The organism is Shewanella sp. DC2-4 (genome assembly GCF_013248875.1).
Classification (GTDB): Bacteria; Pseudomonadota; Gammaproteobacteria; order Enterobacterales; family Shewanellaceae; genus Shewanella; species Shewanella oncorhynchi.
On sequence record NZ_JABRVR010000002.1, the window covers coordinates 946,506 to 969,048 of the forward strand.

Sequence of the window (22,543 nt, forward strand, 5' to 3'; positions counted from 1 at the left end):
TCAGATAATCCTCATTATCCAAAGTAAATATTAGCGATAGTTTAATTTGCATAATTCCTTTCTTATCAGATGCCTAGTTCTATTTACGATTTTAGCCAATAACACAGTTGATAATATTTTGTTGCAATTTTATTGCGCTTACGCTTATGCTGATATTTGCAATGACAACGTTGTCATTGTGTGTAAAAGGCAAACCAGTTGAAAAACTGGGACGCAAAGCCTCCGGTCTAAGGGTTCGTCTGTACCTATGATAGCGGGGATACCACAGGTTTTTCTTCGTGCAGTTGTCAGTCGTTTTGCATGGTTTTAAGAGAGTGCTGTTTCCTGTCTACGCTTTGTTTGCCTTATTGATTCATATAAAAATTCAATAGGGATATCTCATGTTCAAGACTCAAATTTCAACAACAGCCTTGCTAGTGGCATCAGCGCTGGCATCTACCATCAGTGCCAGCGTTTTTGCAGCGGCACCCGGTAAACCGACTTTAGGTTGGGGCGAAACTAAGTTCGCTATTATTGAAGTGAATCAAGCGGCTACCGCTTACAATCAATTAGTTACGGTGAAAGATGCCGCCGATGTCTCCGTCAGTTGGAACCTTTGGAGTGGCGATGTGGGCAATAAAGCCCAAGTGTTACTCAACGGCAATGTAGTTTGGGAAGGCCCATCTGGCGCGTCGGGAACTGCTAACTTTAAGGTGAACAAGGGCGGCCGTTATCAGATGCAAGTACAACTGTGTAACAGCGATGGCTGTACGGCGAGCGATGCTAAACAAATCCTCGTGGCTGATACCGACGGCAGCCATTTAGTGCCACTCAATGCTCCCCTAAAAGAAAACAACCGTCCCTATGCTAATAAATCAGGCAAAGTGGTGGGAGGTTACTTTGTCGAATGGGGCGTATACGGTCGTAAATTCCCGGTCGATAAGATACCTGCGCAAAACTTAACCCATATTTTATATGGCTTTACCCCAATTTGTGGTGGTGATGGCATCAATGATAGCTTGAAAGAAATCGAAGGCAGTTTCGAAGCGTTGCAACGTGCCTGTAGTGGTCGTGGTGATTTTAAAGTTGCGATTCACGATCCTTGGGCAGCGATTCAAATACCGCAGGCGGGAGTGAGTGAGCATTCAGATCCTTACAAAGGGAACTTCGGTCAATTGATGGCACTTAAGCAAGCACATCCAGATTTGAAGATTTTACCTTCGGTCGGTGGTTGGACCCTCTCGGATCCCTTCTTTTTCTTCGGTGATAAAACCAAGCGCGATATCTTTGTCGCTTCGGTGAAAGAGTTTCTACAGACATGGAAATTCTTCGATGGCGTTGATATCGACTGGGAATTTCCAGGGGGGAATGGCGCTAACCCAAATTTAGGTAATGCCAATGACGGTGAAACCTATGTGACTCTGATGCGTGAACTGCGGGCGATGCTTGATGAACTAAGCGCCGAAACGGGTCGTACCTATGAGCTGACCTCTGCAATTAGCGCAGGTGACGATAAAATTCAAAAAGTCGATTATCAGGCTGCTCAGCAGTACATGGATTACATCTTCTTGATGAGTTACGACTTTAATGGTGGTTGGACTAATACTGAACTCGGCCATCAAACCAATCTGTATGAAGCGAGTTGGGATCCCAATACCCGTTACACCACAGCTAATGGCGTTAATGCGCTGTTAGGCCAAGGTGTGACCCCAGGGAAAATTGTGGTCGGTGCCGCTATGTATGGCCGCGGCTGGACAGGTGTTAATGGCTACAGTGGTAATAATCCTTTCACGGGGACGGCAACGGGCAAAGTGAAAGGTACTTGGGAAGCTGGTGTGGTGGATTATCGTCAGATAGTGAACGATTACATGGGAAGCGGTTGGACTTACAGTTACGACGAAACAGCCGAGGCGCCATCTTTGTTCAAGGCATCTACTGGCGATTTAATCACTTTCGATGATGCTCGTTCAGTTAAAGCCAAGGGGCAATATGTGCTTTCTAATCAACTTGGTGGGCTCTTTGCGTGGGAACTTGATGCCGATAATGGTGACATTCTGAATGCCATGCACGAAGGTTTAGGCCATGGTGAAGGCACCACTCCGCCAGTGAATAAAGCGCCCATTGCCAATGCTGGCGCGGATGTGAATGTCACCGGTCCCGTCGATGTGACGCTCAATGGTAGCGGTTCGCGCGATCCTGAAAACGCTGCCTTAAGCTATCTCTGGACTCAAGTCTCTGGGCCAAGTGTTGCCATCGCGAATGCAGATATGGCGAATGCGACTATTCAACTGGGAGCAACCCAAACCGATGTCGCCTATGGTTTTAGCCTTAAAGTCACGGATCCTGAAGGGTTATCTGCCACAGATTCAGTGACAGTGACCAACAAGGCTGATACGCCTAATCAAGCACCTGTAGTGACTCTGGCTCCGACTGCGACAGTTGAAGCGGGTAAAACCGTCAGTATAGTGGCGAATGCCTCCGATGCAGATGGTGATGCCTTAACCTACGCTTGGACTGTGCCCGCAGGCGTGTCGGCAACCGGGCAAAATAGTGCCACGTTAGTCGTTACTGGCCCCAATGTTACCGAAGCGACCCTCTATGGTTTGAGCGTGCTGGTTTCCGATGGTGCCTTAGATGCAAGTGCATCGACGAATCTGACTGTGACGCCAAAAGTGGTCGGCGGTGGATGCGATGCAACCGATCCCAATGCTGGTAACTACCCTGCTTGGCAAACCAGTGTGGTATACAACACTGGTAATACTGTGAGTCATAGTCAGTTGGTATGGAAAGCAAAGTATTGGACTCAGGGCAATACGCCATCTCGCACCGCAGACCAATGGCAGCTACTCAGCCAAGTTGATCTCGGTTGGGATGCGGGTGTGGTGTATAACGGTGGTCAAACTACTCGCTATAACGGTCGTGTTTGGAAGGCGAGTTACTGGACTAAAGGTGATGTACCGGGTGTTGCAGCAGTATGGGTTGATATTGGCGCGGCAACCTGCCAGTAATTATCCAAAATTTTGATATTATTGGTTAAAAAATAAAGCCCTGCGAAGATTCAGGGCTTTTTTCTTTATTAAGCGTTAGGTTTTTTTATGAATACAGCCGAATGCGTTAAGACAGACTCATTGAAGACTGATTTAATCAATCTTAAGCAGTTCCACATCAAAAATTAACACAGAACCACCACCAATCTTGCCCGTGCTACGGTTACCGTAGGCGAGTTCACTGGGAATAAAAAACCGCATTTTATCGCCAACAACCATAAGTTGTACGCCCTCGGTCCAACCTTTAATCACCCGATTAAGCGGAAATGCGATGGGTTCGCCGCGATCAACCGAACTGTCAAACACAGTACCGTCAATCAAAGTGCCATGATAATGGACTGTCACTGTATCGCTGGCTTTAGGATGAACTGTGCCATCGCCCTGAGTTAATACTTGATATTGCAAACCTGAAGCTGTGGTGATCACACCTTCTTTGGTTTTGTTTTGTGTTAAAAACTCATTGCCTAAACGGATATTTTCTTGGGCGGCTTTTTGGCCGTTCATTGAGGTAAAGAAGTAAAAAATCACCCCAGCAATCACCACAACGGCAAGTAACATTTTCATATAAAGAGCACCTTAGTTAATTTTTGCCATATTATCAGTTTTTTAGCATCAGATGCTATCGGCACTCGCGTGTGCGTTGAGCGGGATATCTGGTGCTACCAGTTCAAACCGTTAAAAACTCCCTCAAGACTTTATCCTGCTTTAGAGATCGCTTAATCTGTTGGCTTAAGACTCAATTAAAATTCAATAAAAACAAATAAGAACTAGGGCGTGTTGACGTTTTAGTTCAGATAATAAACAAGGAAAGTCTATGTTAAACAAAGCGGCAAAACCTCTGGTCAAACTCGTCGACCGATATCTACCCGATCCTTATATTTTCGTGCTTTTACTTACCTTAGTCGTATTAATTGCTGCTGTGGTCGCTGAACATAAAACCCCGCTGGAAGTCATCAATTATTGGGGGGATGGCTTTTGGACGCTGTTAAGTTTTTCGATGCAGATGTTGTTAGTGCTGGTGGCAGGATTTATGTTGGCAAGCTCCCCGCCGATTAAAAAGCTGCTCGATGCCATTGCTGGATTGGCTAAGTCGGCACCACAAGCCATTATTTTAGTGACTTTGGTGTCACTGGCCGCCAGTTGGATTAACTGGGGTTTTGGGCTAGTGGTGGGCGCGTTATTTGCCAAAGCCTTAGCTCGTAAAGTGAAAGTGGATTATCGATTGCTGGTCGCCAGCGCCTATTCCGGCTTTGTGGTTTGGCATGGTGGGCTTGCGGGTTCGATCCCATTAACCATAGCGACGGTGGGGCATTTCTCTGAATCGCAAATCGGTATCATCCCCACCAGTGACACCATTTTCGCGAGTTATAATTTATTGTTAGTGGCAATTCTGTTTGTGGTCATGCCCTTAGTGAATCGCTTTATGTTGCCTGAAGAAAAAGACAGTGTTTATGTCGACCCAAGCGCCCTTGATGACAAAGACGCTGAACTTGATTCTTCGGCGTTAGAGCTTAACTCTGCAAATATGAGCGAGCGTCAGCCTGAAAGCCGTCCTGCGGATAAGTTAGAAAATAGTCGTTTACTCGGCTGGAGCGTCGGTGGCGCTGGGCTTGTATATTTAGGTTATTACTTTTGGGTGCAGGGCGGCAGCTTAAACCTCAATTTAGTGAACTTCTTATTTTTATTCCTCGCCATACTGTTACATCAAACACCACGCAGTTTATTAACCAGCTTGAATGAGGCCATTAAGGGCGGCGCAGGGATTGTTATCCAATTTCCCTTTTATGCGGGCATTATGGCTGTGATGGTGCAATCGGGTTTAGCCCAAAGTATTTCGGAAGGTTTTGTGGCCATCGCTAGCGCCGAGAGCCTGCCATTTTGGAGCTTTATCAGTGCAGGAATTGTGAATATTTTTGTGCCATCGGGAGGTGGCCAATGGGCCGTGCAGGCGCCGATTATGTTACCCGCCGCACAAGCTTTAGGTGCTGATGTCGCTCGGGTCGCAATGGCCGTTGCTTGGGGAGATGCGTGGACTAACTTGATTCAACCTTTCTGGGCACTGCCCGTGCTGGCGATTGCAGGCTTAAAAGCGCGGGATATTATGGGCTTTTGTTTAATGCAATTGATGATCACTGGCGTGATTATCAGTATCGCGTTGAGTTGGTTCTAAAGGCAAAGTACAGCCAATTTTGCATTTTAGAGAAAGTGTAGGGCAATTTAAAATTGCCCTTTTTTATTGGCGATGAATGATTAAAACCACTTTTGTGGGTATTGCCGGCGGCAAAGTAAGTTGTGATACAGCCAACCAAAAGCCAGAATGAGCGCAACACCACTGGCGACGGGCATATACAGAAAATCCCAGTGCTGCGCCGTGAGCATAACGACCAGAGGATTCGCTCCCGCGGGTGGATGCATAGTATGAGTTAACATCATGACCGCTATGCCCAATCCGACCGCAAGCCCTAAGGCTAGCGGGGAGACTCCTAAAGTATTTAGAATGATCAGTCCAACCAAACTCGTGAGTAAGTGGCCGCAGAGAATGTTTCTCGGTTGAGCGAGTGGACTTTCTGGCAAGGCAAACAACAACACCATAGTGGCACCAAAGGGGGCCATCAACCAAATGGTTTGCGGTGTTAGCTGTTCAAGCGTCGCTAAACTACTGATACACAACGTGGCTCCACACCCTGCGAGCAAGGCCATCTTTAGATTCTGTGGATTGATTCTTTGCATCTTTTCTCCCATTAATGGCTTGTGTTAAGCCATTATTTTGATAATGAATTGTGGATGTGAATGTTCAGCAAACCATCGCCGCTAATATGCTGTGGTGTTCCGTGTTCACTCTTGATTTCACTATTAACTTAATTTAGTTATCAAAGTAGACAGATTTGTCTGCCTCTATGAATATTCTCACGAGTAGACTGACTTGTCTACTCGTGAGAAGATAGGACTCATATTTGTTAGCTAAGATTTGCTAACGAATGTTTACCAAAGAAGAGGAATGAGTTGATGCAGGGCACTGAGATTCAGACAGGTACGCCATCGGATAAACGGCAGCAATTGGTCACTACCGCATTTAAACTGTTTTATTTTCAAAGTGTGCATGGGGTTGGGATTAACCAGATTTTGCAGGAATCGGCGATCGCCAAAAAAACCCTGTACCACCACTTTGCCAGTAAAGATGAGTTAGTTGAAGCCGTGGTTTGCTATCGTGATGAGGTATTTTATCAATGGCTTAGCGAGCAAGTGAACGCATCGCCAGCGGGACGAGAGGGCATTGGTGGGTTATTTATCGCGCTCGATGATTGGTTTAATCAAAGAGTGCCGCAACTTTGTGAGTTTCGCGGCTGTTTTTTTATCAATGTCAGCGCCGAATTTACTGAGCCGAGTCATCCTGTGCACCAACTCTGCGCCCTGCATAAACAGCGAGTGGCGAGTTTAATTGAACAGCAAGTATCGGCATTGGGTTTGCCAGAAGCCAAGACCCAATTTCTCGTTGCGGCAATAGGTTTACTCAAAGAGGGGGCGATAGTGTCGGCACAATTAAAAGGTGACACTCAATCAGCACTGTTGGCGTTGTCTGTGGTTGAGCAGTTGATCGATGCCGCGACTCATGCTGCTTAGAGTGCCACCCTTAGATAGCGATTCTTAGATAAGGCGCCTCATATAAAAGCCTTTGTATAAAAGCTCTTACATAAAAGCCCTTAAATAAGAGCATTAGATAAACATATCTACGGCGCCGGTTTTTATGCCATAACCCAGCACGGCTAAGTTAGCGACAACGGTGAGCCAAAAGACGTTTCTAAATGAGGCTTTAACGGACTTGTGTCTTAACAGGTTTTGGGCAAATAGAGCGCCTGGCCAACCGCCCATGAGGGCGAGCAGATGTAATGTGCTTTCTTTAGTGCGCCATTTATTACGTTTAGCGGCGGATTTATCGATGGCATAGGCGATAAAGGTGAGCAGGCTTAGTGTGAGGTACATGCCCGCAATCCCGACTGGCAGCATATGTTGCTGCGCTGCGCCGATTAAGCCAGCAAGAAAAATCACCACCAATAACAGCGGCATAAGGCTTGAGCCTGAAGCGGCTGTATTGGATTTTTGAGTGCGGCTACTTTGGGCGCGATTGTTCTTTGTGCGACTGTTCTGAGCGCGACCGCTTTGTGCTCGACTCTTTTGCGGACGATTGGTTTGAGGTGAAGCGCTGTTGCCCGTTTTAGTAGTTTTTTTGTTCGTCATTATCTGGTATCAATCTCGTGTCAGTGTTTTTAAGCTTGCTTGTGTTCTTGTTATGCCGTGTATTTTTTAAATGTGAGGTGGCGCCACAGTTTCTCCAGCGGCCCTTGCTTGAAATAGCGTAAGTACAGGCTGGCTAACAGTAGTTGCACTACTGAATAAACCAGCGCCATGGCCATGTATCCCCATCTATCTAAGCTCAATAGCAATTCGGGAGCTAAGTGTCTAAACACTAACACGCCAATGATGGATTGCAGAATATAGAGACTAAACGCGAGTTTGCCTACATTTTGCAACGGAGTCAGTATATTAGGATTATTATGGCAAACCTTAACTATAATATGGATGTAAATCAGCGCCATAGGAATAGCACTTAGCATGATTAATACATCTGAAAACGCAACGAGAATAGTATTTTTCGTTAAACCTAAGATGGTATCAAGCAGTGATAGCGTTACGCTTGCTAGCACTAACTTTACCAGTACCGATTTGCTAAAACCCCGCTCAAAAGTCCCCTGTTGATACAAGGCCATGCCGAGCAACATCAAGCCAGCTGTAAACCACATTATGGTAAAAGGGATCACCAGTGCCATATAGCCAACTTGCATCAATTGCAGTAATAGTTGGTCGGCATAGCCAGAGGTCCATGCACTGTATTGCTCTGCAAATAGACTCGATTCTCGAGTGAAAGGTTCATCGCTGCCCGTAAGGCTAACCAGCGTAATGATAACTAAGGCGCTTAAAATAAAAATATTCGCTTTGCGCTTAAGGGCTTCAACACTTAAATCTTTGTAACACAAAGCTAAAAATCCGCTGATGCCATAGGTGAATAAAATATCACCTGACCAAATAAAAATGCCGTGGAGTAGGCCAAATACAATTAACCATTTTAAACGTGATCGCAGTAGGGAATAAGCTTCTAGGCCTTTGGCGCTAAATCGCTGATATTGAATAAAAAGCCCGACACCAAACAAGATGGAAAACAGACTGATAAAGCGTGCCTCGATGAAAAAGTTACTGAACACTTTGATAATGTGATCCGACAGCGGCTGTGTTTCATGGGGCGCATAGCCAAAAAAAGTAATGCCCATAAAATAGATATTCATAAAAAATATCCCCAACACGGCTAAGCCGCGAATAGCATCGAGGTTGGCATTACGCTGTGCGGGTATCGTCATTACAACAGGCTGCGTGGAGTCTGATCTTGACCAAGGGTCTTTAGGTAAGTTGGCTGGCACGTTAGCTGAGTTCCTTTCGCTAGTAGACATGTTCCACTTTTCACTGGAATTTGGGAGGGCTAGCCTAGCAGGCGCTAGCCTCCAATGAAATACAGTCAACACAAAAAGTAAAATACAGGAAAGGTAGAAAGTGAACTAGCGCCAACGTAAAAAGTGAAATACAAAAATGCAGAAACGGATTGAGAAGACTGTCGAACCATTACTCGCCGATATCTTCGTTCCAGAGTGTTGGATTACTGGCGATAAAGTCCTGCATCAATTGTTTGCACTCGGCATTATCGACCACAGTGACATCCACACCGCGGGATTTTACATAGGCTTCAGGCCCTTGGAAGGTAGCGTTTTCACCGACGATGACTTTTGGTATGCCATAAAGTAATACTGCGCCGCTGCACATATCGCAGGGCGATAGGGTGGAATACAAGGTCGCCCTTTGGTACTCGGCGGCGCTAAATCGGCCGGCATTTTCGAGACAATCCATTTCGGCATGCAGTACTGAACTGCCTTTTTGTACCCGTTTATTGTGGCCGCGCCCGACGATTTTGCCATCGATCACTAATACCGAACCAATGGGGATGCCGCCCTCGGCGAGTCCTTGCTTAGCTTCTTCAATGGCTGCCGCTAAAAATTCATCCATCTTGATATCCTTAAAATATGAACCCTGAGTATTGAACTCAGCATAGCACTCGTTTGGGAGACAATCTAAATGGTTTTGATTTGTTGCTTCAATAAGTCCCTCAGGCTATCGAGAATTGGCAGCGAAGCCATTTCTGGCCGATAAATCAGGCAGATATCGGCGGAGATGGTTTGTTTTAACTTAATAAACTTTACCCTAGGCCAAGGTTGTGAAGCATAACTTTGCGGCACTATGGATACCCTGTTATCGCCAGCGATGATAGCCATCAAGCTATTGGGCTCGACCATTTCCTGTACTAATTGCGGCATAAATTCTGCGGCCTGACAGCTGGCGATAATTAAATCGCTAGAGGCAGAATTGGCACGGCTGAGTAAGGTAAAAGGCTCATCTTTGAGTTCACTCAAGTCGATGCTTTTACGTCTGGCTAAGGGATGCTTACTTGCCAGTGCTAACACCATAGGTTCGCTGGTGATGGTTTCGGCGAGAAGGTGCGGCAAATTTAAGGTGTCGGCGTAGCGCACTAGGCCAAAATCGATTTCTTGATGTGCTAAGGCGACTTTTTGAGTTTCAGGTGATAATTCTTGAAATATCAGCTCATTATCAGGGCATTGCTTGCGAAAGCTTTTCAGTATGTCACCAAATCCCATCCAAAACAGCGAGCTCATGATGCCAATCCGAATATGGTTTCTATCGAGTCGCCCAAGCTGAGCCACTTGTTCCAATGAGGTATTCACCAGCTCGAATATTTGTTCGCACTTCTCTCTTAACAATTGGCCATAGGGCGTGAGTTCGACCTGACGAGTGCTGCGGGTGAGCAGCTCAACGCCAAGGAGCGATTCTAACTCTTTGATTTGTGCGCTCAGCGGAGATTTCGATAAATGCAGTTGCTCGGCGGCAGCGGTAAAGTTTTTCACTTCAGCCACTCGATGGAAATACCGCAGCATCTTCAAGGTGACGAGTTCAGGTGCGTTTATCTTGCTCATCTTAGGCTCACCATTTTCTAGTTATTGTCATTTTTATCAGCACAATAGTGCGATTAATCGCGATTATTTGCAACCTTAAGCCCGCTTATACTGAGGGTCGCTTACTCTTTCATTCCCTTGCTATGAGGTACCTTGTATGAGCCATGATCCCGTTATTAATGCCCTTGCGACGATTCGTGCCCGTAAACCGAATTTCTCTCCCCGCGCTGCTATGATTTTGGGCTCAGGGCTTGGCGCGTTTGCCGATAATTTAGATAATAAAGTGGTGATCCCCTATGAAGAGTTAGACGGTTTTCCTGTGAGTACCGTCGTCGGTCACTCGGGAGAGCTCGTGCTCGGCAGCTTACATGGCATCGATATAGTGTGCATGAAAGGCCGCGGGCATTTTTACGAGCATCAAAGCATGAAGGTGATGACGACGCCTGTGCGTACTTTCAAACGTTTAGGGTGTGAATTGTTACTCGTGACTAACGCTGCGGGGTCATTACGGCCAGAGCGGATCGGCGTGGGATCATTAGTGATTTTCAGCGATCACATTAATACTATGCCGGGTACGCCCATGACGGGCGCAAATGATGATAACTACGGTCCACGCTTTTTTAGCCTAGCCAATGCTTATGATAAAGACCTGAGATCAGAAGCCTTAAGTGTCGCAAAAGCTGCAGGCATTGAAGTGAATCAAGGGGTCTTTGTGTCTTACTCTGGCCCGTGTTTTGAAACCGCGGCTGAAATCCGCATGATGCAAATCATCGGTGGCGATGTAGTGGGAATGTCCGTGGTGCCAGAAGTGATTTCGGCGGCGCATTGTGGTTTGCCCGTGTTGGCTGTGTGCGCTATTACCAATATGGCAGAAGGATTGGGGGACGTGCAGTTATCCCATGAACAAACCTTAAAGTGTGCCAAGCTTGCTGAAGCCGACTTTATCCGTTTAATTGAGCGTTTTACTGCAAGCCATTTTGCTTAATATTTTGCATCACTGGGCTGCTATTTTAATAGCTCGTATTTAAGCATTTCGGATTTAAAAGAACAGATTTAAAAGTTCGTACTTTTACGTGAGTAAGGCGCCGTACAATTCAGTTCTCCGAATGTTTTTGCGAAATACGGCGGGAGGTTAAAAAGTAAAGGGAGAAAAGCTCCCTTTTTAAATGCTGACATTAAGTGTAAGTCTTGATTCAAATCGTTTATTTTTGCGGTTTTTCTGAAATCCACAATTTGATATGTCCTTTCACAACAACCACTCCTTGGGTGTCGTAGGCGGTAACGGGGACCAGCATATCGCCAGGAGTCCATTGCTCTGGGGTCACTTCGGCGACACATAAAATATCGCTGCCTGCTTTAGCCGTATAATCCAAACTCATGCCCTTAGGTATCCAACGTAAATGTTTTGGAATAGAGGCTTCGGCCATCACGCCCATGGCCATTTCTAGACCATTACAAATCGCAATCACATGCACAGTTTTTATATGATTATGAACGGCATGGCGTTTTTTAATTAAACAGGCGCAATGATTAAGGCGTAATTCAGTGATCAGTGGTTTGATGGTGCCGAAATAGGGCGCCATGCGTGCAACCATGATTGAAAACAGTTTTTGGCCGAATGGATAACGGCGAGTTTTGTGGTAGAGCGCGAGCACTTTATTAGATTTTTGTTCTGCAGTGCTAGAAGAGTCTGTCTGGCTCATGGTTATCCTTAATAATGGTGCAAAGGGGTGTTGTTATTTTGAGCCTGTTCCAAGTTGAGCTTGGGTTGCTCTGGTCGGATGAGTGTAACATTAGGATAACAACAAATACCAGTCGGCTTAATTAAGTAAACTTCATTTCGCGGTTTTAAGTGTAACACCGTATAATTGCGGCCAATTTGTCGTGTAGCGGCAATGGTATGTTGATTTAACTACAAGGACTCACAGTGAAATATTTGCTGACGTATTTTAAGGGAATGGCCATGGGCGCTGCTGATGTTGTGCCTGGCGTTTCGGGCGGCACCATAGCGTTTATTACCGGTATTCTCGATACTTTGCTCGATAGTGTAAAACGCATTAATCCTTCCCTTTGGGGCGTAATCAAGTCGCAGGGCATAAAAGGGGCATTTGCCCATATTAATGGTGGCTTTTTAGTGAGTCTGCTGGCGGGGATCCTGACCAGTATTTTTACCTTTGCGAAGCTGATTTCTTGGTTGTTGGCGGTACATCCCATCCCGATCTGGTCGTTCTTTTTGGGGCTTATTCTTATCTCTGTCGTGCATATGCTTAAGCAAGTGAGTGGTTTCACTGTAGCACGTTTAGGGTTATTTGCGCTTGGTGTGCTGGCTGCATGGGCGATTACTGTGCTGAATCCGGTCGCGGTAGAAGCCAGTTACATGAATATCTTTTTCGGCGGCGCGATTGCGATTTGCGCTATGGTATTGCCGGGAATTTCAGGCAGTTTCATCTTATTATTGTTAGGCTTATATCCTGTGGTCCTCGCTGCTGCTAAAAATATTCAGCTGGATATTTTGGCCTGTTTTGCTGCTGGTGCCGTGATGGGATTACTGACGTTCAGCCATTTATTGTCGGCGCTGCTGCGTAAATACCATGATGCCACTATCGTGTTTCTAACCGGATTAATGTTAGGTACCTTAGGTAAAATTTGGCCATGGAAAGAAATCTTAACTTGGCGGACCAACTCCCACGGCGAACAAGTACCTTTGCTGGAGCAAAATATTTCCCCGCTTAATTTTGAGCAAGTAACGGGTCAGCCTTCACAACTGATGTTAGCCATTGTGTGTATGTTAGCGGCGATTGCACTGGTTTGGGGGTTAGAGAAAGTGGGCAAAAGAGATTAGCCCTTTGTTACCTCAACATCATATCCAATAAAAGCAGCGAGATACGCTGCTTTTATTTTTTGCTCATATGCTTATCTTACTTGAATCAGGCCAGCTTTCGACTTTATTTCGACTTTAGGGCAATGTCATTTTAGCCCTGTTTTGGTTACAATCACAGTTCACATTTAGCGTACTCAGTCGACGTTATGTTCCAGTTTAAACTCAGTGAGAGTTTGCAGTTACGATAAGGATATACTTGTGGATAAAAAACAGGTCTCGTGGGGCGGTGTAGCGCTGGCGATTTTTGCTTTGGGTCATGTGGTTAACTTACTCATAGATAAACAGGATTCTGATATATCGCCCGAATTAAAACAGCAAATTTCTGACACGATCTTGGCTCACAGATCACCATCCACCGCGAATAATTCATTAACGTCCATCCCGAGCAATCTTGAGGTGGTCGACGATTCTACCAAAATCCCTATGCCTGCCCAGTTAGCCCAAGTGAGTCAAATCTACAGTAATCTCAGTGCATTTGCGGCACTCAAGCAAGACGGTACTGTGGTGGCATGGGGCGATGCTGAATGTGGTGGCGATATCAATAATGCCGCAGAGCCTCTGGTCAATGTAAAAGAGTTATACGCGGCGGAGAATACCTGTGGTTTTGCGGCCTTAACCCGTGATGACAAACTTATCCCTTGGGGGATGGGGATGAAGCAAGTGCTGACAGGCGTTCGTTCTTTTGTGTTGGCAGAAGGGCTTTATGCGGCCATCAAACAAGATGGTAGTGTAGTCAGTTGGTCTAATCTGGATTCAACACCAGCCGAACTGCTCTCGGGTCAATATGCTGCGCCTGCGATGACCAATATTGATTTTGTGTTGATTAATAAAGGTGCCTTTGCTGCCTTAAAGCTGGGGGGAGCAGTAGTGACTTGGGGCGATGCCGCTTATGGTGGCGATAGTCGCCACGTGGCCTCTGAGCTTAACCATGTCGATCTGCTCTATGCCAACAATAATGCTTTTACCGCGAGGACTGCGACAGGGAAATTAGTGTCTTGGGGCGGTGGCAGCGATGATCAAAAAGGCCGCGAACAACTGGCAAAACTCAGCCAATTAGCGCCTGCCGTGAAAGTTGTCAACACGGATCATGGGTTTGCGGCGCTGCTGGCGGATGGCAGCGTATATACCTGGGGTGAGGGCGAATTGACTGAGTATCACGTCGCGTTTCCAGCTCGTTTATCTACTACAAAACGCGCCAATAAAGTGATTGATATTTATGCAAATCGTGGCGCATTTGCCGCCCTAACCATCAGTCGTCAACTGCACGTATGGGGCAGTAAATTCAATGGTGCCGATACATCAGTCCTACAGGATAAGTTGCAAAAAGTGCACAAGGTTTATCCCTTTGAGGAGGGGTTTGTCGCGCTACGCAGGGATAATACGGCTATTGCTTGGGAAGGTTGGGACTTGGTAGACAAGCAGCCACGTTATCAAGAAGTCACTCAGGTGAGCAAAGTGGTGACCTATGAGCGGGAGTTTGCCTTTTTAAAACAGGATGGCACTGTGGTTGATGGCCACTCTGGACCCAAAACTGAAATCACCCAAGCAACGGATATTTTCCCCACTGGCTTAGGGTTTACGGTTAAACGCCAAGATGGTTCGATTGCGGTGTGGATGGGAGGCGAGGCTGCGTTAACATTAGATAAACAAGCCGTTGATTTGAGCCAAATGCGCGACATTCGCAGCAATTTGCTCGATGCCATTGCCTTAATGGCCGATGGCACAGTGCAGGCATGGAATATGATGGGCTTTAGCGGACAAGCTGCGCAATAACAAGCGCAATCACAAGTGCAAAAATAATAAAACCAAAGGGCTAAGGTTATTTACACCTTAGCCCTTTCTATTTAGGCGAGTTTTTTCTTGCTTTAAGCTTGATTGGCTTTGATTTCCCGCAGATAGCGATAAATCGAATGCACCGAAATCCCCAATCGAGTTGCTGCTACTTGGGCACTGTCCTTGAGTTCGAAAATCCCTAACTCGTGGAGTTGATTGACGATTTCGCGACTCTTTTGTGAAGTTGAAATCGCGGGATTCGCGCGAACCTCATAGTTCACACTGTCGATAGTGCTATGGAGCGCTTCATCAATATTGCGGGCAAACACTTCGGGCGAGCTGGTCAGTTCGCTGCTAAGGAGTTGCTCTGGCATCATAGTGCGCAGTACTGATTGCAGTGGTGCATCCATGTCGCTGTTAATACACAGTAACCCTATAGGTTGATTTTTACTGTTACGGATCACCGTCGTAATTGATCTTAGCGTCTTACCATTAGCACATTTAGTCAGGTAAGAGTTGGAAATATCCTGACCGGTTTTGAGCTTGAGCAAGGCAAGGTTGGTTATTGGAGCACCCACTTCACGGCCTGTGACATGGCCATTGGCAATTTTGACCACAGACGGATGTTTCGCATCTAGGCTGTGCAATACCACTTCTGTGTGTTGACCATACATGGCAGCGATGCCATCGACGATATTTTCGATGGATTTCAGAATATCCAGATCACTTTGCGTTAAATCTTGCAGTTTCACAATTTCAACCTTTAGTTATTAACCCGCCAATATTCAGCGGGTTAAAATCATTATGCCGACATAATATCGATAATAGTGACATCTGTGGATGACATGCCATTGAGGATCATTTTGCTAATGTTTTTAATGGTTTTCTCTACATCGGTAGCAATAATACCTTGGCCTGAGACATTGTGACTACTGAGCGCCATCAAAAATGAGCGCACGGCCGCACTGGATGAAGTGCTAACCTTCATGGCGCAGGACGCTTTAGCGCCGTCACACACCATGCCAGAGCTGTCGCTGATCACGTTTTGAATCGCGAAACAGGATTGTTCGAATGAGCCACCAGCTAAATACACCATGGCCATAGAAGCGGCTGCGCTGGTGACGGTATTGCCACAAAATGCCGACAGTGGTGGGTAATGGGACTTGATATAAATCGCCCCTAGATGGCTCATAATCAAGGCGCGGGCAAGTTTCTCTTCCGAAACCTTATAGCATTGTGCCGTCAATACCACAGGGATTGTTGCCGCTATGCCTTGATTACCACTACCAAGATTGCTCATGGCGGGCAAGTTCGCTCCGCCCATGCGAGCATCGGATGCTGCAGCAGTTAACATGACAATTTTGTTCAGTAAGTCTTCACCAATAATGCCGGCGGCTATGCCGCTTTTCATGGTGCGGCCGACTTCAAGCCCATAGGGATTCGCCATGCCTTCATCGGATAATTTGCCGTTTAGCTCAGAGGCTTCGAGAATGAATTTGATCTCTTTGAAGGGGACTTCTTCGGCGAAGCGATAAATAGACTCGATAGTGATATCCACGCCTTCACAGATGGAACCAGTGGCTTTAGCTTGCGTGCTATCGACACTGAAGACGGATTCGCCGTTGAGGCGCTTCTCGGCGATCAGTGTATGGCCGCCGCAGATTTTCACTAGGGCTTCGCGGTCGCCTTTTTTCGCGATGACACAACAATAGATAAATTCTGCTGTTTCGGTGCGCTCAACCGTCACCTTGCCCGCATCGATAAGGGCCTGTGCTCTAGCGACTTGTTCTGGCGTGATCACGGCCAATACTTCTAAGCCCGCATCCGGATTACCCGCAATGGCGCCTGCTGCAGCGGCAATTGCCAGACCGATTTTGCCTGTGCCAGGCACAAACACGCCCATAGAGTTTTTATAAAGATTGTCAGACACTTGTACTGCAATTGAATCGGGTTCAACACCCAGCAAGGCGCGGGCGACGGCGGCGGCGTAAGCGGCGGCGATGGGCTCTGTGCAGCCTAATGCGGGCTTAACCACTTGTTTAATGATTTGAATATACTGCTGCCATTGGGGTTTCATGAGCTTACAACCTTATGTTAATGCTTAGATTTTAACGTGTGCTATCGCTTCAACTTCTACTTTAACGCCCAGCGGAAGGTCCTTCACCGCAAAACAGCTACGAGCTGGGCAGTCGGTTTTAAAATAGGTTTTATACACTTCGTTAAAGGCGGCAAAGTCACTGATCTCTGCAAGATAACAAGTGGTTTTAAGAATCGTTTCTAAGCTGCCACCACCTGCTTCGAGCACGTATTTGAGATTCTCTAATGATTGAATCGATTGCTCAGTAATCCCACCGTCAACTACGCTGCCTTTCTTTTTACAAACAGGGAGTTGGCCAGAGGTAAAAATGAGGTTGCCATAGGCTGTGCCATGGGAATAAGGGCCAATGGCCGCGGGAGCACGTTCTGCGTGAATAATGGTTTTCATTGTCTCTCCAACTTGCAAATAAAATTGAATGCCTAGGTCGGCGTATGTGCAACATTATTTGTATTTTTATGTTTTATTGCAATTATTTTTTAATGAGTTTCATTTGTCACTGCGGTTTGTGCGCTATTTATCTCGTTTTCAGTCAAGTTGTGAGCTTTAACTCTTTGTTCAACAAAAGTTGAGTATTTTGATTGCTGAGTTTGTTTTGTTCAAATATATTTGCACAAAATAATACCAAATAGGTAAAGGTGAAATGATGGATGCAACAATTACTGCTGCACAGTGGAAAGCAGATACCCGCTTCGATAGTACGGATTGGGGCTGGATTATCATGAGTATCGGAATGGCGATTGGCGCGGGGATCGTATTCTTGCCTGTGCAGGTCGGTTTGATGGGGTTATGGGTTTTCTTACTGTCTGGCATTATTGGCTATCCTGCCATGTATATGTTCCAACGGTTGTTTATCAATACCTTAGCGGAATCTCCAGAATGTAAGGATTACCCGAGTGTGATTTCGGGTTACTTAGGTAAAAACTGGGGTATGTTGTTGGGTGGTTTGTATTTCATCATGTTGGTCATTTGGGTGTTTGTTTATTCAACGGCCATTACAAACGACAGTGCTTCATTTTTGCAAAGTTTTGGGATCACCAAAGCGTTATTGTCAGAAAATCCTTTCTATGGTTTAGCCTTGATCTGCGGTCTTGTTGCTTTAGCCTCCCGCGGTGAGAATCTTTTGTTTAAGATCTCTACTTTTATGGTACTGACCAAGTTGGGCGTTGTCGCCGTGCTAGGGTTATTGATGGTGGATAAATGGGATATCAATAATATCGGCGCTATCCCAGCAACGGGAGATTGGTTAAAAGATGCGGTCGTTATGCTGCCCTTTACGCTAACATCGATTCTGTTTATTCAAAGTTTAAGCCCTATGGTGATTTCATACCGTTCGCGGGAAAAATCCCTTGCGGTAGCGCACTTTAAAGCGATGCGCGCTATGAATATTGCCTTTGGCGTCTTGTTTGTCGTGGTGTTCTTTTATGCCGTGTCATTCACCCTAGCAATGGGACATGATCAGGCCGTGCGTGCATCGGAAGAAAATATCTCGGCTCTTGCTATGGTTGCCCAAGGTATGCAGGGACAAACACTGAAATTGCTGAGTTTAACCTTGAATATTTTTGCGGTGATGACGGCTTACTTTGGCGTATATCTCGGTTTTAGGGAAGCTTGCCAAGGATTGACCATGAACATGCTGCGCCGTTATATGCCTGAAGATCGTATCAACAAAAAGCTTGTTGGTTACGGCATCATGATTTTTACCATTCTATTATCTTGGGGCGCGATTGTGTTGAATGCGCCAGTGCTGAGCTTTACGTCGATTTGTAGTCCAATTTTTGGTTTAGTCGGTTGTTTGATACCCGCTTATTTAGTGTACCAAGTACCTGCATTACATAAGTACAAGGGTGTGTCGCTGTATATCATTATTATCACAGGCTTATTGCTGTGTGTATCCCCCTTCTTAGCGTTTAGTTAACAGGGATAAAGTGGTACAAAAAGATAAGCTTTAAGGAATTAAAAAACCGGTATTAAGTGTAAGCTCAATACCGGTTTTCTATGTTGAGCAATCATTTCGATAATGCTCTATGGTCAAAGTTTGAATTGAGATGTGGCGTTTTTCAGTTCATCGGCAAAATCGACTAATCCCTCAGAAACATTGCGAACCTGCGACAGAATTTGCAATGTCTGTTCAAATGAAGCGTTCATATTGACGACGTTATCGACCACTTGAGAAGCAACCGAGGCTTGCTCTTCCGTTGCCGAGGCGATGTGAGTATTCATACTATTGATACTGACAATCTGCTGTTGAATTGATTTCAGAGCGCTCCCTGTATTTTGAGCATTGGTTTCATTTTCCGATGACTTCGACATCGCCACATTCATGGTATTGACCGAGGAAATGGCCGCCGTTTTAAGGTTTTGTAACACATGGCGAATTTCAGTGGTTGCATCGGCTGTTTTAGAGGCAAGGGCGCGGACCTCATCAGCGACTACGGCAAAGCCTCGTCCTTGCTCACCTGCGCGGGCGGCTTCGATGGCGGCATTAAGTGCCAACAGGTTGGTTTGCTCGGCAATAGAGGTAATCACATTTAAGATAGAAGTGACATTTTCAGTATCTCTGGCGAGCTCGTTGATTGAGTTAGAAGCCGCCTGAATTCCTGTATTTAATTGCTGTGAAATATCGATGGTACGCTGAACGACTGTCATACCTTGCATCGCTTCTTTCTCCGCGACCTGTGCTGCACTGGCGGCTTGGCGGGCATTTTGCGAGATTTCGATGACAGAGTGACGCATGTCTTCCATTGAGACTTGTACTGCGCTGGCATCATGGCTTTGCCGCTGGGTGGCATGCGTCGCATCTTCCATGCGCTGTTTCAGTGAGCGCGAGCTATCAAGTAAGGGATCGGTAACATTCACCACCCTTCGAATAGAATCTCCGAGCAAGCGAAGAAATCGATTGAAGTTACTTGATACTTGGCCGAGTTCATCACTACCAGATACTTTGAGCTGATGACTAAGATCGCCTTTTCCATCGGCCAGCTCACTCAGTGACTGGGCGACATTACGCGCAGATGAGCTGATAGCGCGTGCAATGGCAATAGTGACAATCAACATCACAATCAGCAAAGCGATGCCAATGGAGAGGGTGAGCCACAAACTTTGCGCAGATCTGTCGCCAGCTTCTTTTATCGATTGTTTAAATTCGAGTACTTTGCTTTGTTTGTAATCTTGTATTTCATTAAGTACAGCTTCATAGGCTTGGGATCTTTCTTGGCTGATCTGGCCAATGTTTGCCATATCAATCGTACCCGCCAACATGCCTTTAGCCAGCTTAATCGTCATGTCGTTATAGCGGGTTAACTTAGCGGATAGATTGCTGAGTTTATTGGCTTGTGAGGGATCGACACTATTTAATTGTTGTAGGTTTTTACGTAAAGATTCATACATAGTACCTGCATTAGTTAACAGGTCTCGTCGGCAAAAGAAACCGATTGAGTATAAAGTTCATCGAGTCGTTGGATAAAAAACACGTTTTGATTGGCGAGTTCAACTCTTTGGTAAACTTGCTGCTCCATATAATTAAGTGTGGTGCGATTTTTATTTATGGAGATGACACTAATGCTTAAGTTTAAAGCGAAAATGATGACTGCTAAAATAAATATCGCGATAACTTTTTTAAAAATAGAAATATCATTAAAGAAATTCATCCCTTGCCCCCAAGTTGTGCCGAGCTTGAGCTCGGCACTCCAATCTAAAACTCGGCAATAACTTTTACCGAATCATTGGCCTCACTACTATCAATATAGCCAATAATATTGGGGTTCGATGCAACTAATTTTATCATCTCCGCCCCACTAGTGACTTCCTTGGGTGGCGTTCCTTTGCCTGTAAATACTTTTTGTGACCAATATGACTTAAGTTGGCTGGATGACTTGCCCAGCACTTTAGTATCAAAGGTTTCCCTTAATGGCATAGCACTGTCAAGATTGACCGGCACGGCCTGCGCTCCACCAGGAAAGGTCTTTGTTTTCCCTAGAAAAATATTTTCAATAACCTTTTGGTCGACAGTGTCTGCATTACTGGGATGAACGATGACAACCACACCAGCAAATAGTGGCATTGAGACTAAGCTGAGTAGGATTAAGCAAAGTAACTTATTCATTTCTCTCTCCTAAAATACTAAGTCAATGCCAAGACTGATGGATTTCGAATCCCCTGCGACTTTCATGCCTGGGCCACCATCATCTTTAACGTCATCATACTGAATTTTAAAGGCCGCCGAAGGATGGAAATCCCAACGTATACCTGCAGAACTTGTATGGTGAACTTCACCGCCTTCACCATCATTGAAGTCCGAATAGGAAATGTAAGGCATCACTGAATCGATACGATAGCCGAACGAGAGAAGATAAGTATCTAGATTACTCCCATCGAGATCTAAGCGGTTAAGCTCAGATAAAAAAAGGAAATTCTCATAATCTATATTAACGGATAGGCCATAAAACTTACCCGTACGTTGGTTGCTACCATTCCATTCCTGCTGAATACCACCAATATAACGTTCGTTAGTATATTGCATATGCGTGAGGCGAATATCTAACCAATCTTTATTGAATTGAACAACAATACCGCCTATATCCTTCCATACTTCTCGGGTATTTTCGAGGAAGAAAAAATCAGATAAAAGCTTATTAGGTTCGCTATCTTCGCTACCGTAATAAACTTGTCCAGACATAGTCCAGTCGCCAATTAAATAGTTATATAAGGCGCTGACACCTGTGTAGTTAAATATTTGCCATGTGTAATTATCTGCGGGTGGACGTATCCAAGGATAAGCATATCCAACATCAAAAAAGTCACTGTAATAGTAGAGCGGTAAGCGTTTTTTACCTCCTTGTACTGTCCAATGATCATTGATCTCATAGGACAGATAAGCCCATTCAAAACTTGCCGAAAAGTCATCAGCCCCGCGGGAAACAACCTGTGCAGTGGCAGATAAACCTTCGAGTAAATCTGCTGAGAATTGAATACCAAATAAGGTATCGGGTTTGAAACTAATATCTTCATCATAGGCGCCAACAAGTGGATAGTCGGCGAGAAAGGTGGGACCTAAATCAAACTCTGCAACGCCCGAACCTTCGAGAACTTGACCAGCAACAACTGAAGCAAAACCTGAAATGTTGACTTCTGCATAAGCGGTGGAGCTGAGCAAAAGTGAGCAAAGACCTAATGAAAGCTTATGTTTCATAAAAAAGCCCTTTAAGTGAGTATATTCGTTTTTAAGCCTAGAACAGGTACAAACATACGCAAACTTTTATTAAACATTTTTGCAACATGGTGGTCTGGCTCCCATTTTGAAAGATAAGTTTGATATTTTATGAGTAAAAAGCGTTAGGTAATTCGAGCTAACTTAAGTCAAAACTGTAAGTTCAATATTCTAAATTTGGAATGATTACTCAGCCATACCATTAAGCTGTTCAGGTGAGACTGTGATCTTCCTGAAAACTGTTTCGAAAATTTGCCAAAGAATATTATTGATTTTGCTAAATGAGAGACTCAAAGGTTGAGTGAAAAGTGGTGAGATAATTATCTTTATTAACAACATTAGCCAAGGCTAAATATGGTTGTTATTTAGCCTTTAGATTATAAAAATAACGCAATGGATACTTTTTTATTAAACTAAAATTGGGCTTTTTACATAGAAACGTTCTAAATCTTTCATTGATTATACTTGTTAAGTCAACGTCGATATTTA

Annotated in this window: 19 protein-coding genes, 1 pseudogene and 1 riboswitch; of the genes and pseudogenes, 7 read left to right on the forward strand and 13 right to left on the reverse strand. The window is 45.2% G+C overall.

The annotated features are described in order from the left end of the window. The first annotated feature begins 178 nt into the window (after positions 1–178). Positions 179–267: riboswitch (cyclic di-GMP riboswitch) on the forward strand. 113 nt (positions 268–380) lie between these two features. After that, positions 381–2,987 (forward strand): glycosyl hydrolase family 18 protein, encoded by a 2,607-nt coding sequence (locus HQQ92_RS04825; protein ID WP_173243548.1) that lies wholly within the window; start codon positions 381–383, stop codon positions 2,985–2,987. 132 nt (positions 2,988–3,119) lie between these two features. Here the strand turns inward: HQQ92_RS04825 and HQQ92_RS04830 are convergent, their stop codons facing one another. After that, the gene (locus HQQ92_RS04830) at positions 3,120–3,590 is read right to left on the reverse strand and encodes an FKBP-type peptidyl-prolyl cis-trans isomerase (protein ID WP_028761331.1); all 471 of its coding nucleotides are present in this window, start codon (positions 3,588–3,590) and stop codon (positions 3,120–3,122) included. A 250-nt stretch (positions 3,591–3,840) separates the two neighbouring features. On the opposite strand from HQQ92_RS04830, the gene HQQ92_RS04835 reads away from it, so the two are divergent. Next, positions 3,841–5,196 carry a short-chain fatty acid transporter gene (locus tag HQQ92_RS04835; RefSeq protein ID WP_173243551.1) on the forward strand — a complete coding sequence of 452 codons (1,356 nt, stop codon included), beginning with the start codon at positions 3,841–3,843 and terminating at the stop codon, positions 5,194–5,196. A gap of 80 nt (positions 5,197–5,276) precedes the next feature. On the opposite strand, the gene HQQ92_RS04840 is transcribed toward HQQ92_RS04835, so the two are convergent. Then, complete coding sequence (locus HQQ92_RS04840) at positions 5,277–5,756, reverse strand: HPP family protein (RefSeq protein WP_173243554.1); 480 nt, start codon at positions 5,754–5,756, stop codon at positions 5,277–5,279. Between the two features lie 276 nt (positions 5,757–6,032). Here HQQ92_RS04840 and HQQ92_RS04845 point away from each other — a divergent pair, with 276 nt between their 5' ends. Next, entirely contained in the window at positions 6,033–6,647 is a 615-nt protein-coding gene (locus HQQ92_RS04845) for a TetR/AcrR family transcriptional regulator (protein WP_173243557.1), read from the forward strand. Positions 6,648–6,740: 93 nt separating this feature from the next. On the opposite strand, the gene HQQ92_RS04850 is transcribed toward HQQ92_RS04845, so the two are convergent. The 4 genes from HQQ92_RS04850 to HQQ92_RS04865 form a co-directional block, all read right to left on the reverse strand. Continuing rightward, positions 6,741–7,262 carry a DUF1294 domain-containing protein gene (locus HQQ92_RS04850; RefSeq protein ID WP_081729096.1) on the reverse strand — a complete coding sequence of 174 codons (522 nt, stop codon included), beginning with the start codon at positions 7,260–7,262 and terminating at the stop codon, positions 6,741–6,743. Between the two features lie 50 nt (positions 7,263–7,312). Continuing rightward, entirely contained in the window at positions 7,313–8,497 is a 1,185-nt protein-coding gene (locus tag HQQ92_RS04855; RefSeq protein ID WP_173248586.1) for a DUF418 domain-containing protein, read from the reverse strand. 199 nt (positions 8,498–8,696) lie between these two features. Further along, positions 8,697–9,134, reverse strand: a complete 438-nt coding sequence (locus tag HQQ92_RS04860) for a nucleoside deaminase (protein ID WP_028761325.1) — start codon at positions 9,132–9,134, stop codon at positions 8,697–8,699. 65 nt (positions 9,135–9,199) lie between these two features. Then, positions 9,200–10,117: a LysR family transcriptional regulator gene (locus HQQ92_RS04865; RefSeq protein ID WP_173243560.1), complete on the reverse strand. Its 918-nt coding sequence runs from the start codon at positions 10,115–10,117 to the stop codon at positions 9,200–9,202. A gap of 136 nt (positions 10,118–10,253) precedes the next feature. Between HQQ92_RS04865 and xapA the strand changes: the two genes are divergently transcribed. Continuing rightward, complete coding sequence (xapA, locus tag HQQ92_RS04870) at positions 10,254–11,081, forward strand: xanthosine phosphorylase (protein ID WP_028761323.1); 828 nt, start codon at positions 10,254–10,256, stop codon at positions 11,079–11,081. A gap of 217 nt (positions 11,082–11,298) precedes the next feature. Here the strand turns inward: xapA and HQQ92_RS04875 are convergent, their stop codons facing one another. Next, the gene (locus HQQ92_RS04875; protein WP_173243563.1) at positions 11,299–11,799 is read right to left on the reverse strand and encodes a hotdog fold domain-containing protein; all 501 of its coding nucleotides are present in this window, start codon (positions 11,797–11,799) and stop codon (positions 11,299–11,301) included. 224 nt (positions 11,800–12,023) lie between these two features. Here HQQ92_RS04875 and HQQ92_RS04880 point away from each other — a divergent pair, with 224 nt between their 5' ends. Together HQQ92_RS04880 and HQQ92_RS04885 are read left to right on the forward strand one after the other, a co-directional pair. Beyond that, a complete protein-coding gene (locus tag HQQ92_RS04880) occupies positions 12,024–12,938 on the forward strand; it encodes a DUF368 domain-containing protein (RefSeq protein WP_173243566.1) in 915 nt (304 codons plus the stop codon). Between the two features lie 237 nt (positions 12,939–13,175). Further along, positions 13,176–14,750, forward strand: a complete 1,575-nt coding sequence (locus HQQ92_RS04885; RefSeq protein ID WP_173243569.1) for a hypothetical protein — start codon at positions 13,176–13,178, stop codon at positions 14,748–14,750. A gap of 92 nt (positions 14,751–14,842) precedes the next feature. On the opposite strand, the gene HQQ92_RS04890 is transcribed toward HQQ92_RS04885, so the two are convergent. The 3 genes from HQQ92_RS04890 to HQQ92_RS04900 are packed head-to-tail and all read right to left on the reverse strand — an operon-like array spanning position 14,843 to position 17,235. Further along, positions 14,843–15,502 (reverse strand): transcriptional regulator, encoded by a 660-nt coding sequence (locus tag HQQ92_RS04890; protein WP_173243571.1) that lies wholly within the window; start codon positions 15,500–15,502, stop codon positions 14,843–14,845. Positions 15,503–15,552: 50 nt separating this feature from the next. Further along, positions 15,553–16,827: a serine dehydratase subunit alpha family protein gene (locus HQQ92_RS04895; protein ID WP_173243574.1), complete on the reverse strand. Its 1,275-nt coding sequence runs from the start codon at positions 16,825–16,827 to the stop codon at positions 15,553–15,555. Positions 16,828–16,851: 24 nt separating this feature from the next. Further along, on the reverse strand, positions 16,852–17,235 hold the full coding sequence (locus tag HQQ92_RS04900) for a RidA family protein (protein ID WP_173243577.1): 384 nt from the start codon (positions 17,233–17,235) through the stop codon (positions 16,852–16,854). 256 nt (positions 17,236–17,491) lie between these two features. Between HQQ92_RS04900 and HQQ92_RS04905 the strand changes: the two genes are divergently transcribed. After that, on the forward strand, positions 17,492–18,763 hold the full coding sequence (locus tag HQQ92_RS04905; protein ID WP_173248588.1) for an amino acid permease: 1,272 nt from the start codon (positions 17,492–17,494) through the stop codon (positions 18,761–18,763). Between the two features lie 113 nt (positions 18,764–18,876). Here the strand turns inward: HQQ92_RS04905 and HQQ92_RS04910 are convergent. The 3 genes and pseudogenes from HQQ92_RS04910 to HQQ92_RS04920 form a co-directional block, all read right to left on the reverse strand. Then, positions 18,877–20,495: pseudogene (locus tag HQQ92_RS04910) on the reverse strand (methyl-accepting chemotaxis protein). A gap of 44 nt (positions 20,496–20,539) precedes the next feature. Continuing rightward, complete coding sequence (locus tag HQQ92_RS04915; protein ID WP_105251847.1) at positions 20,540–20,950, reverse strand: phosphate ABC transporter substrate-binding protein; 411 nt, start codon at positions 20,948–20,950, stop codon at positions 20,540–20,542. Positions 20,951–20,959: 9 nt separating this feature from the next. Beyond that, on the reverse strand, positions 20,960–22,036 hold the full coding sequence (locus HQQ92_RS04920) for a porin (protein ID WP_168823015.1): 1,077 nt from the start codon (positions 22,034–22,036) through the stop codon (positions 20,960–20,962). Between the last annotated feature and the right edge of the window lie 507 nt (positions 22,037–22,543).